Origin of the sequence: Pseudomonas sp. NPDC088444 (assembly GCF_044900175.1) — a bacterium.
GTDB lineage: Bacteria > Pseudomonadota > Gammaproteobacteria > Pseudomonadales > Pseudomonadaceae > Aquipseudomonas.
On sequence record NZ_JBJDNK010000024.1, the window covers coordinates 25,248 to 36,456 of the forward strand.

9 protein-coding genes are annotated in these 11,209 nt (G+C 59.4%); 8 read left to right on the forward strand and 1 reads right to left on the reverse strand.

Annotated features, from left to right (window positions below; translation table 11 throughout):
- Positions 1-8: 8 nt before the first annotated feature.
- The 8 genes from ACI2KB_RS28690 (at position 9) to ACI2KB_RS28725 (ending at position 10,386) form a co-directional block, all read left to right on the forward strand.
- Positions 9-1,445, forward strand: a complete 1,437-nt coding sequence (locus ACI2KB_RS28690; protein WP_404640427.1) for a sigma-54-dependent transcriptional regulator — start codon at positions 9-11, stop codon at positions 1,443-1,445.
- Between the two features lie 898 nt (positions 1,446-2,343).
- On the forward strand, positions 2,344-3,741 hold the full coding sequence (locus ACI2KB_RS28695; protein ID WP_404640429.1) for a polynucleotide adenylyltransferase PcnB: 1,398 nt from the start codon (positions 2,344-2,346) through the stop codon (positions 3,739-3,741).
- Positions 3,742-3,749: 8 nt separating this feature from the next.
- Complete coding sequence (folK, locus tag ACI2KB_RS28700; protein WP_404640431.1) at positions 3,750-4,223, forward strand: 2-amino-4-hydroxy-6-hydroxymethyldihydropteridine diphosphokinase; 474 nt, start codon at positions 3,750-3,752, stop codon at positions 4,221-4,223.
- Between the two features lie 260 nt (positions 4,224-4,483).
- Positions 4,484-5,284 carry a 3-methyl-2-oxobutanoate hydroxymethyltransferase gene (gene panB / locus ACI2KB_RS28705; RefSeq protein ID WP_404640433.1) on the forward strand — a complete coding sequence of 267 codons (801 nt, stop codon included), beginning with the start codon at positions 4,484-4,486 and terminating at the stop codon, positions 5,282-5,284.
- A complete protein-coding gene (gene panC / locus ACI2KB_RS28710; protein ID WP_404640435.1) occupies positions 5,281-6,132 on the forward strand; it encodes a pantoate--beta-alanine ligase in 852 nt (283 codons plus the stop codon). Before panB ends, panC begins: the two co-directional genes overlap by 4 nt.
- A gap of 319 nt (positions 6,133-6,451) precedes the next feature.
- Positions 6,452-8,116, forward strand: a complete 1,665-nt coding sequence (gene pgi / locus ACI2KB_RS28715; RefSeq protein WP_404640437.1) for a glucose-6-phosphate isomerase — start codon at positions 6,452-6,454, stop codon at positions 8,114-8,116.
- An 88-nt stretch (positions 8,117-8,204) separates the two neighbouring features.
- Entirely contained in the window at positions 8,205-9,074 is an 870-nt protein-coding gene (locus ACI2KB_RS28720; RefSeq protein WP_404640439.1) for an oxygenase MpaB family protein, read from the forward strand.
- A gap of 133 nt (positions 9,075-9,207) precedes the next feature.
- Positions 9,208-10,386: an acetyl-CoA C-acetyltransferase gene (locus tag ACI2KB_RS28725; protein ID WP_404640441.1), complete on the forward strand. Its 1,179-nt coding sequence runs from the start codon at positions 9,208-9,210 to the stop codon at positions 10,384-10,386.
- A 219-nt stretch (positions 10,387-10,605) separates the two neighbouring features.
- Here ACI2KB_RS28725 and ACI2KB_RS28730 read toward each other — a convergent pair.
- Positions 10,606-11,209, reverse strand: a 604-nt coding sequence (locus ACI2KB_RS28730; RefSeq protein WP_404640443.1) for a cation transporting ATPase C-terminal domain-containing protein, incomplete at its 5' end; no start/stop codon positions are given.

Consider the following 11,209-nt stretch of genomic DNA (forward strand, 5'->3'; position numbering starts at 1 on the left):
TCGAATCAATGCCGCACATTTTGATCGTCGAAGACGAAACCATTATCCGCTCTGCCTTGCGTCGCCTGCTGGAACGTAATCAGTACCAGGTCAGTGAAGCCGGATCCGTGCAGGAAGCTCAGGAACGTTTCAGCATCCCCTCGTTTGATCTGATCGTCAGCGACTTGCGCCTGCCCGGCGCTCCCGGCACCGAGCTGATCAAGCTGGGTCAGGGCAAGCCCGTGTTGATCATGACCAGCTACGCCAGCCTGCGCTCGGCCGTGGACTCGATGAAGATGGGCGCGGTGGATTACATCGCCAAGCCTTTCGATCACGACGAAATGCTCCAGGCCGTGTCACGCATCCTGCGCGACCGACAAACGGTACAAAGCCTTCAGGCCGAACGCGCTGCCGTACCTGGTAAGGCCGCTGCCGCCGACAAAGGGCCAGATAACAGCAACGGCGAGATCGGCATCATCGGTTCCTGCCCGCCGATGCAAGACCTCTACGGCAAGATCCGCAAGGTTGCGCCCACCGATTCCAACGTGTTGATTCAGGGTGAGTCCGGCACCGGCAAGGAATTGGTCGCCCGCGCCCTGCACAACCTGTCCCGACGCGCCAAAGCGCCGATGATCTCGGTGAACTGCGCCGCGATCCCGGAAACGCTGATCGAGTCCGAACTGTTCGGCCACGAAAAAGGCGCATTCACCGGCGCCAGCGCAGGACGCGCAGGTCTGGTGGAGGCAGCAGACGGCGGTACGCTGTTCCTCGATGAGATTGGCGAGTTGCCGCTTGAAGCCCAGGCGCGCCTGCTGCGGGTGCTTCAGGAAGGCGAGATTCGCCGGGTCGGTTCGGTGCAATCGCAGAAAGTCGATGTACGCCTGATCGCCGCGACCCACCGCGACCTCAAGAGCCTGGCCAAAGTCGGCCAGTTCCGTGAGGACTTGTATTACCGACTCCACGTCATCGCCTTGAAACTGCCTGCCCTGCGCGAGCGCGGCGCGGACGTCAATGAAATCGCCAACGCCTTCCTCGCCCGTCAAAGCGCCAAGGCAGGCCGTAACGATCTGCGCTTTGGTCCTGATGCAGAACAAGCCATTCGTCAGTATTCCTGGCCGGGTAACGTGCGCGAGTTGGAGAACGCAGTCGAGCGCGCCGTGATTCTGTGCGAGAGCCCGGAAATCTCGGCCGACCTGCTGGGTATCGATATCGAACTGGGTGATCTGGACGTCGACGAGTTCATTGGTCTGGCGCCTCAGCAGCCGTCCTCGAATTCAACCGCGCAAGAACCGACCGAGGACCTGTCGCTGGAGGACTACTTCCAGCACTTCGTGCTTGAGCACCAGGACCACATGACCGAGACCGAACTGGCGCGCAAGCTCGGCGTCAGCCGCAAGTGCCTGTGGGAACGTCGCCAGCGTCTGGGCATCCCCCGCCGCAAGACCGGCGTGGCCAGCGAGACCTGAGACTTTTATGTAGCAATGCGCAGTCCTTTGTGGGAGCCGGCTTGCTGGCGAAAGCAGTGTGTCAGTCAACTCATCCATCACTGAAGCACCGCCTTCGCCAGCAAGCCGGCTCCCACAAGCGTTACGGCCGATACTCGGTATCGTGAAAGGCTCTGGCACGCGGCATACCGGGGCTTGTGAAAAAACTGTTACCTCATCAGCGACACGTAACAAAAGCCGGGGCGTACGGTAACGTAGTCCCGGCTTTTTCTGACTACAAGAAAATAGCGTCGATTTGCCACACCCCCGTAGTTAGAGGGCTGCAGCCTGTTTCGCAGAAGTTGGCACGCCTCCTGCTATATATATTCGTACAAGAACAACAAAAATCAGTCACCCGCAAAACAACACAATAAAAACAAGACGAATCGACTCACGCATAACAAGAACAACACGGCGGAGGCGCAGCTAACTGATTCTTTTGGAGAGGCGTTGCATTTGGGACTTGTCCCGCAACCAGGCCGAGAACAACAAAAAACTACCCTAAGGTAGCGCCTGAACTGGTTGGATCGATTGATCATTGCAGCACAGCGACCAAAGCAATCCGTTTGCTCTTGACTCCCGATTGGGAGGTTTCACTGGCGAAGAGCCGTGAATTGGGCGCTCAACAAAAACAAAAAGCCCAACAGACAATAAAAATAAGAGCACGCACTTTGGGGGAGCTTCGGCTCCCCCAGTAGCTTCCGGGAAGAAGTTTTCCCAATCAGAGCACAGCAAAACCCGCTTCAACCCTTGCATTTCCTGCCTTCAAGCGGCGTTCGCGCTGCGTCCTACACCATCCCTCGACTAAATGCTAGAATCCCCGCCCATCATGCGGTCATTCTTCGTCATTGGCCGAAATTCCCTTCAAACAGTGCATCCCATGCTGAAGAAGCTGTTCCAGTCCATCCGTTCTCCCCTGCGCAAGCCGCAGCAACACGTGCGCACAACGCCTGAAGTGCTCAGCAGCAACCAGCATTCGTTGCAGCGCAATCAATTCAGCCGCTATGCAGTGAATATCGTCGAGCGTCTGCAAAATGCGGGCTATCAGGCCTACTTGGTAGGCGGCTGTGTACGGGACCTGATGCTGGGCATCACCCCGAAGGATTTCGACGTCGCCACCAGCGCCACACCTGAGCAGGTGCGTGCAGAATTCCGGAACGCACGGATCATTGGTCGTCGTTTCAAACTGGTTCACATCCATTTCGGTCGCGAAATCATCGAAGTGGCGACGTTCCGCGCCAATCACCCGCAAGACGAAGAGCAGGAAGACAGCCATCAGTCTTCGCGCAACGAGAGCGGGCGGATTCTGCGGGACAACGTTTACGGCACGCTGGAAGAAGACGCCCAACGCCGCGACTTCACCATCAACGCTCTGTATTACGACCCGGTCACCGAGCGCGTGCTGGATTACGCCAATGGCGTGCACGATATTCGTAATCGCCTGATTCGCCTGATCGGCGATCCTCAGCAGCGCTACAAAGAAGACCCAGTGCGGATGCTGCGCGCCGTGCGCTTCGCTGCCAAGCTCGACTTTGGTATCGAGAAACACACCGCAACGCCCATTCGCCCACTGGCGCCAATGCTGCGCGACATTCCGGCAGCACGTCTGTTCGAAGAGGTGCTCAAGCTGTTCCTGTCCGGCCAGGCTGAACCGACGTTCGAAATGCTGGTGGACCTGGAATTGTTCGACCCGCTGTTCCCGGCCAGCGCCAAAGCGCTGGAGCACACACCGACCTACACGCATACGCTGATCTGCAACGCATTGATCAACACCGACCTGCGCGTACGGCAGAACAAACCCGTCACCCCGGCATTTCTGTTCGCAGCTCTGCTGTGGCCAGCACTTCCCTATCGCGTACTGCGCCTGCAAGAGCGCGGCATGCCGCCGATTCCGGCCATGCAGGAAGCGGCTCACGAACTGATCGCCGAGCAATGCCAGCGAATCGCGATTCCAAAACGTTTTACCATGCCGATTCGCGAAATCTGGGACATGCAGGAACGTCTCCCGCGTCGCTCGGGCAAACGTGCCGATCTGCTGCTGGACAACCCACGCTTCCGTGCTGGATACGATTTCCTGTTGTTGCGTGAGTCTGCGGGTGAAGAGACCGATGGCCTGGGCGAGTGGTGGACTGATTATCAGGACGCCAATGAATCCGGCAGACGCGACATGATTCGCGATCTGAGCAACAAACCCGAGACCACCGGTCAGGGGCCGCGCAAGCGTCGTCGCAGTGGCGGCGGCAAACGCAAACATGCAGGCGCGGACGCAGCGGAATAATGGCAGCGATGGAGCGAGTCTACATCGGCATGGGCAGCAACCTGGCCGACCCTGCCGAGCAACTGCGTGAAGCGCTAAAAGCGTTGGGGCAGTTGCCGCAAACCAGCCTGTCAGGCGTTTCTTCTTTTTATGTGAGCGATTCGCTGCTTGCGGGTCAGCCGCGCTACACCAACGCGGTGGCAGCGCTGGACACTACGCTTGAGCCTCTGGCACTGCTGGATGCGTTGCAAGAGATCGAGAATGACCAGGGCCGCGAGCGGTTGGAGCGTTGGGGGCCGCGAACGCTGGACCTGGACATTCTGCTGTTTGGCGATCGCGTGATCGACGTGCCGCGCCTGAAGGTTCCGCATTACCACATGCAGGCGCGGGCGTTCGTGTTGTATCCGCTGTCCGAGCTGGCGCCGGGGATCACCTTTGCCGATGGCCGCAGGCTGGATGACCTTCTCGCCGATTGCCCGTTCGAAGGGTTAGAAAGGATCTAGCGCCTTTTCCCTGTAGGAGTGAGCTTGCATCGCGCTCGCCGTTACTTCTAACCGGTAACATCCCGACCAAACCGGTAACACCCGGAATTGACTTCCCGCCCCCTCCTCACGAAGATAAGCGTCCCGAAGCCGGACGACCGGCTTTAAGGCGCCTGACAGGTCTTTTCAAACATCGCGAAACGACGATGTGCCTGCATTTGCAGAATGAATCACGCGTTGCTCGGCGTAGTATTCACAGCGCCTGAATGAGGACTTTTTTCATGCCAGATATCACCGTTACGTCCCTGCTGGGCCTGAAGCAGAAAGGTGAGAAGATCACCATGCTCACCTGCTACGACGCAACCTTCGCCCACACTGCCAGCCAGGCAGGTGTCGAAGTGTTATTGGTCGGCGACTCGCTGGGCATGGTCCTTCAGGGTCATGACAGCACACTGCCTGTCACCACTGCCGAGATGGCCTATCACGTGGCCAGCGTCAAACGCGGCAACCAAGGCGCGTTGATCCTCGCGGACCTGCCGTTCATGTCCTTCGCCACCATCGAACAGACCTTTGCCAACAGCGCGATGTTGATGCAGGCCGGTGCGCACATGGTCAAGATCGAGGGTGCAGCGTGGCTGGGTGAGTCTATTCGTCTGCTCGCCGATCGCGGGATTCCAGTGTGCGCGCACATGGGCTTGACCCCTCAAGCGGTCAACGTGCTGGGCGGTTACAAAGTCCAGGGGCGTCAAGAAGCGCAGGCGCGGCAGATGCGCGCTGACGCGATCACGCTGGAACAGGCTGGCGCGGCGATGATTCTGCTCGAATGCGTGCCTGGCGAACTGGCGCAGGAAATCACCCATGCGGTGAAAATCCCGGTGATCGGCATCGGCGCCGGTAGCGCCACCGATGGCCAGGTGCTGGTATTACACGACATGCTAGGCCTGTCCATCAGTGGCCGGGTGCCCAAGTTCGTGAAGAACTTCATGACCGGCCAGCCGGACATCCAGTCCGCCATCGCGGCCTATGTCAGCGCCGTCAAAGACGTCAGCTTCCCCGCTCCAGAACACGGATTCTCGGCATGAACACTGTAAAAACCGTGCGCGAACTGCGCGCTGCCGTCGCTCGCGCCCGCAGTGAAGGCAAACGTATCGCGCTCGTGCCCACCATGGGCAACCTGCACAGCGGCCACACGGCCCTGGTGACCAAGGCCACACAACGCGCTGATTTCGTGGTGGCGAGTATCTTCGTCAACCCGTTGCAGTTCGGCGCCAACGAAGACCTGGCCACCTACCCGCGCACCTTGGCGGCCGATCAGGAAAAACTGCTGCAGGCCGGTTGCCATCTGCTGTTCACTCCCACAGTCGAAGAAATGTACCCTCATGGCATGGCCGACCAGACCATCGTCCGCGTACCGGTGGTTTCCGAGGGACTGTGTGGTGGCAGTCGCCCTGGGCATTTCGATGGGGTCTCCACCGTGGTCAGCAAGCTGTTCAACATGGTGCAGCCGGACATCGCGATTTTCGGCCAGAAAGACTTCCAGCAACTGGCCGTGGTCAGCGCACTGGTGCGGGACCTGAACATGCCGATCCAGATCATTGGCGAGCCGACGGTGCGCGCGGCTGACGGTCTGGCGCTGTCTTCGCGCAATGGCTATCTGACCGAAGCCGAACGTGCGACGGCGCCTGCGTTGTATCGTGTCATCAAACAGATCGGTGATGCGTTGCACAATGGCGAGCAGAACCACGAGCAGCTTCTGGTCGATGGCAAGAAAGCCCTCGAAAACGCGGGATTACGCCCGGATTATCTGGAAATCCGCAACGCCGTGACGCTGCGTCCGACCACACCAAACGATCTGGACCTTGTGGTCTTGGGCGCGGCCTTTCTGGGCAAGACCCGTTTGATCGACAATTTGCACCTGGTCAGGGAATAACACCCCACGCAGCGTTTATAGAGAGCACTTTCGCATTCGCATCTATGCTCACTACCCCAAGGTCAGGCTTGTGAAATTCAAGCAACACGGGCTTCATACGGCCTTGGGGAATGAACTTAGCCACACCCGCAATGCCCTATCGATACTGTTCGCCCGAGAAGGGCGAGATTACCTTGTGAGAAAAAGTACCGAGCAAAGGGAAAGCAAGGCGCAGACATCGGCGTTGCCGGGGATTAGTCTCTGACGTATTAACGAATTCGTGTCCACTCCTGGCCTTTCAGTGTCCATAGGCAGTTCAAGTACAAGGAAACCCGCAGCGATGGCGTACTACCGCACTCCTCATGACGTCACCACCCTGCCCGCCTGGCAGGCGCTCACTGAACACCGCAAAGCGATGCAGAATTTCAGCATGCGCGACGCGTTCAACGAAAACCCGCAGCGCTTCAACGAATTCACCCTGAGCAGCAGCGGCCTGTTCCTCGATTATTCGAAAAACCTGATCACTGCCGAAACCCGCAAGTTGCTGGTCGATCTGGCCGATCAAGTCGGCCTGAAAGACGCCATCAAGGCGCAGTACGACGGCGAACTGGTCAACTCCTCCGAAGGCCGCCCGGCGCTGCACACCGCGCTGCGTCGTCCGGTGGGCGACAAGCTGATGGTCAACGGCGTCAACGTGATGCCGGAAGTGCACAAGGTGCTGAACCAGATTACCGATCTGGTGGGCCGCATTCACGACGGCCTGTGGCGCGGTTACACCGAAAAGCCGATCACCGACGTGGTCAACATCGGCATCGGTGGCTCGTTCCTTGGCCCTGAGCTGGTCTCCGAAGCGCTGCTGTCCTATGCGCAAAAAGGCGTTCGCTGCCACTACCTGGCGAACATCGACGGCACCGAGCTGCACGAACTGACCAGCAAACTGCGCGCCGAGACCACGCTGTTCATCGTCTCGTCCAAGACCTTCAGCACCCTTGAAACCCTGAAGAACGCCACCGCCGCCCGGGCCTGGTACTTGGCGCAGGGCGGTTCCGAAGCGGAGCTGTATCGTCACTTCATCGCGGTGTCGAGCAACAACGCCGCAGCCGTGGCGTTCGGTATTCGTGAAGAGAACATTTTCCCGATGTGGGACTGGGTCGGCGGTCGTTACTCGCTGTGGTCGGCGATTGGTCTGCCTATCGCGCTGGCGGTCGGCATGTCCAACTTCAAGGAGCTGCTGTCCGGTGCCTATACCATGGATCAGCACTTCCTGAACGCACCGTTCGAGCAGAACATGCCTGCGCTGCTCGGCCTGCTGGGCGTGTGGTATGGCAACTTTTGGGGCGCACAAAGCCACGCGATCCTGCCGTACGACCACTACCTGCGTAACATCACGAAGCACTTGCAACAGTTGGACATGGAATCCAATGGCAAGAGCGTTCGTCTGGACGGCGTGCCGGTCAAGACCGACACCGGGCCGGTAATCTGGGGTGGCGTGGGCTGTAACGGTCAGCACGCTTATCACCAGTTGCTGCACCAGGGCACCCAGTTGATTCCGGCTGACTTCATCGTGCCGATCGTCAGCTTCAACCCGGTTTCCGACCACCACCAGTGGCTGTACGCCAACTGCCTGTCTCAGAGCCAGGCATTGATGCTGGGCAAAACCCGCGAAGAAGCCGAAGCCGAATTGCGCGCCAAGGGCATGCCGGAATCGGAAGTGCAGCGTATTGCGCCGCACAAGATCATTCCGGGCAACCGTCCGAGCAACACCCTCGTCGTCGAGCGCATCAGCCCTCGTCGTCTGGGTGCGCTGGTGGCGATGTACGAGCACAAGGTGTTCGTGCAAAGCGTGGTCTGGGGCACGAACGCCTTCGACCAATGGGGCGTCGAGCTGGGTAAAGAGCTGGGTAAAGGTGTTTACAGCCGTCTGGTCGGCACCGAAGAGACCGCCGCTGAAGACGCGTCGACTCAAGGCCTGATCAACTACTTCCGCGGCCGTCACCGCGGCTGATTGGCCGACGCGCCGTATCCGAAACCCGCTCCCTCGCAAGAGGCGGCGGGTTTTGTTTGGGCAGGCCGGACGCAGAACGGAAGGCATCATGGAATTCATCCGCACACGCATCGAAACCCAGGTCATGAGCATGACCGGTCTGGCCCTCGGGCAACTGGACATGGAAAACCCCAAAGGCGACCCCGGCCTGTTCGGGCCGCAGGCGGTGTGCTGGCAGGTGCATGGCGATTTTCCGAGCATGCTGATCGGCGGCATTTGCGCTCTGATGCTGCAAATGCTTCACCCTCGGGTGCTCGCTGGCGTGTGGGACCATTCGAATTTTCGTGAAGACATGATGGGGCGACTGCGTCGGACCGGGCAGTTCATCTCCGGCACGACATTTGGCTCGACCCATGACGCGACCTGGCTGATCGACAAGGTACGCAACATTCACTCACAAATAAGTGGCATTGCGCTGGACGGCAGCCCTTACAAGGCCGATGACCCGGAATTGCTGACGTGGGTGCACGTGGCGGAAGTCAGTAGTTTCATGGCGGCGCATTTGCGCTATCTGAACCCGGATCTTTCGTCGGCCGATCAGGATCGGTACTACGCAGAAACGGCAAAAATCGCTGAACACCTTGGCGCAGCGAACGTGCCAACCTCGGCGTCACGCATCGCCGATTATTTGCAACGGATGCGCCCACACTTGTCGTGTGATGAACGCACGCATGAGGTGTTGAGGGTGTTGCGCAATGCACCAGCCCCCAGCCGCATGGCCAGGCCGATGGGGCATTTGATGATGCAGGCCGGAATCGAATTGTTGCCGGAGTGGGCCAGCGGGATGTTCGATATCCACATGGGCTCGTTCAAACGCGGCATGATTCGTACGGGCATCAACCGCACGGCGCCCATTCTGCGCTGGGCCGTGCGTAATGCGTCGGTACACCGGGCGCGGCGCAGGATGGGGATTGCCTGAACGCGGCGCTCCTACATTATCCTCATCATTCATGCCACCATATGCCCCCTTGATTCCCGGCACGAGGCCTGTGCTCTCTTCAGCTTTTCATCAGGCCCCGGCATGAAAACCAACAACAGTGAGGATCCGTATCATGCAAGACGTCGTTATCGTTGCCGCCACCCGCACCGCAGTCGGCAGTTTCCAAGGTTCACTGGCAAACATTCCTGCAGTGGATCTGGGCGCGGCGGTGATCCGTCAGTTACTGAAGCAAACCGGCCTGGACCCGGCTCAGGTCGACGAAGTGATCATGGGCCAGGTGCTCACCGCCGGAGCGGGCCAGAACCCTGCGCGTCAGGCGTCGATCAAGGCCGGGCTGCCATTTTCCGTTCCAGCGATGACGCTGAACAAAGTCTGCGGCTCGGGCCTCAAGGCGCTGCATCTGGGCACTCAAGCCATTCGCTGTGGCGACGCCGACGTGATCATTGCAGGCGGTCAGGAAAACATGAGCCTGTCGAATTATGTGATGCCGGGCGCTCGCACCGGTCTGCGCATGGGCCACGCGACGATGGTCGATACCATGATCAGCGACGGTTTGTGGGATGCCTTCAACGACTATCACATGGGCATCACTGCCGAGAACCTCGCGCAGAAGTACGAGATCAGTCGTGAAGAACAGGACGCGTTCGCCGCGTACTCGCATCAGAAAGCTGCTGCAGCGTTCGAGGTCGGGCGTTTCGGGGAAGAAATCACCCCGATCCTGATCCCTCAGCGCAAAGGCGAGCCGATCTCGTTCTCCGCTGATGAACAGACACGGGCGGGCACCACGGTCGAAACGCTGGCCAAGCTCAAACCCGCCTTCAAAAAGGACGGCACCGTCACGGCCGGTAACGCATCGTCGCTCAACGATGGCGCGGCCGCCGTGATTCTGATGAGCGCGAAGAAAGCCCAAGAGCTGGGCCTCCCGGTCCTGGCGCGCATCGCCGCCTACGCCAACGCGGGCGTTGATCCGGCGATCATGGGCATCGGCCCGGTCAGTGCTACCCGCCGTTGCCTGGACAAAGCGGGCTGGTCACTGGACGAACTGGACCTGATCGAAGCCAACGAGGCCTTCGCCGCGCAGTCGCTGTCGGTGGGTAAAGAGCTGGGTTGGGACATGAACAAGGTCAACGTCAACGGCGGCGCCATCGCCATCGGCCACCCGATTGGCGCATCGGGCTGCCGCGTGCTGGTGACCCTGTTGCATGAAATGATCAAACGCGATGCGAAGAAGGGTCTGGCGACCCTGTGCATCGGCGGTGGTCAGGGCGTGGCGCTGGCGTTGGCGCGATAACGCCAATCCAGAAACCGACTCAACACCTGTCAATGATCGTTCCCACGCTCCGCGTGGGAACGCCGCCCCGGACGCTCTGCGTCCCTGCAAATGTGACGCAGAGCGTCACGGGATGCATGCCCACGCAGAGCGTGGGCACGATCAACCATCCACAACATTTACGTGGCTGGTACTCCGCTTTCGTGAGCAAGCTCACTCCCACAGGGTTCCTCATCTGTCTTATTGCCAGCCAAACCGGCGCACATAGAATCCTTTCACCGCCTGAGTCAGCCCCACGTAGGCCAGCAGAATCAGCGGCAGGATAGCGAAGTACAGCGGTGGCAACGCTTGCAGTTTGAAGTAGTGCGCCAGCGGCCCCATCGGCAGAAACACCCCGATCGTCATGATCACCCCGGTCATCACCATCAGCGGCATGGCCGCACGGCTTTGCAGGAACGGGATTTTCGGCGTGCGGATCATGTGCACGATCAGCGTCTGGGTCAGCAACCCCACCACAAACCAGCCTGATTGAAACAGGGTTTGATGTTCAGGCGTGTTGGCACCGAACACGTACCACATCACCGCAAAGGTTGTGATGTCGAAGATCGAACTGATCGGCCCGAAGAACACCATGAAACGCCCCACATCCGCAGGCTGCCAGCGTTGTGGTTTTTTCAGCAATTCCTCATCGACGTTATCGAACGGGATGGCGATCTGCGAAATGTCGTACAGCAGGTTCTGCACCAACAGATGCATCGGCAGCATGGGCAGGAACGGAATGAACGCGCTGGCCACCAGCACCGAGAACACGTTGCCGAAGTTGGAGCTGGCGGTCATCTTGATG

What these genes read in the sequence shown, in the direction of transcription:
- ACI2KB_RS28690 (WP_404640427.1), top strand. Translation starts at nt 9, where the DNA reads ATGCCGCACATTTTGATCGTCGAAGACGAAACCATTATCCGCTCTGCC.
- ACI2KB_RS28695 (WP_404640429.1), top strand. Translation starts at nt 2,344, where the DNA reads ATGCTGAAGAAGCTGTTCCAGTCCATCCGTTCTCCCCTGCGCAAGCCG.
- folK (WP_404640431.1), top strand. Translation starts at nt 3,750, where the DNA reads ATGGAGCGAGTCTACATCGGCATGGGCAGCAACCTGGCCGACCCTGCC.
- panB (WP_404640433.1), top strand. Translation starts at nt 4,484, where the DNA reads ATGCCAGATATCACCGTTACGTCCCTGCTGGGCCTGAAGCAGAAAGGT.
- panC (WP_404640435.1), top strand. Translation starts at nt 5,281, where the DNA reads ATGAACACTGTAAAAACCGTGCGCGAACTGCGCGCTGCCGTCGCTCGC.
- pgi (WP_404640437.1), top strand. Translation starts at nt 6,452, where the DNA reads ATGGCGTACTACCGCACTCCTCATGACGTCACCACCCTGCCCGCCTGG.
- ACI2KB_RS28720 (WP_404640439.1), top strand. Translation starts at nt 8,205, where the DNA reads ATGGAATTCATCCGCACACGCATCGAAACCCAGGTCATGAGCATGACC.
- ACI2KB_RS28725 (WP_404640441.1), top strand. Translation starts at nt 9,208, where the DNA reads ATGCAAGACGTCGTTATCGTTGCCGCCACCCGCACCGCAGTCGGCAGT.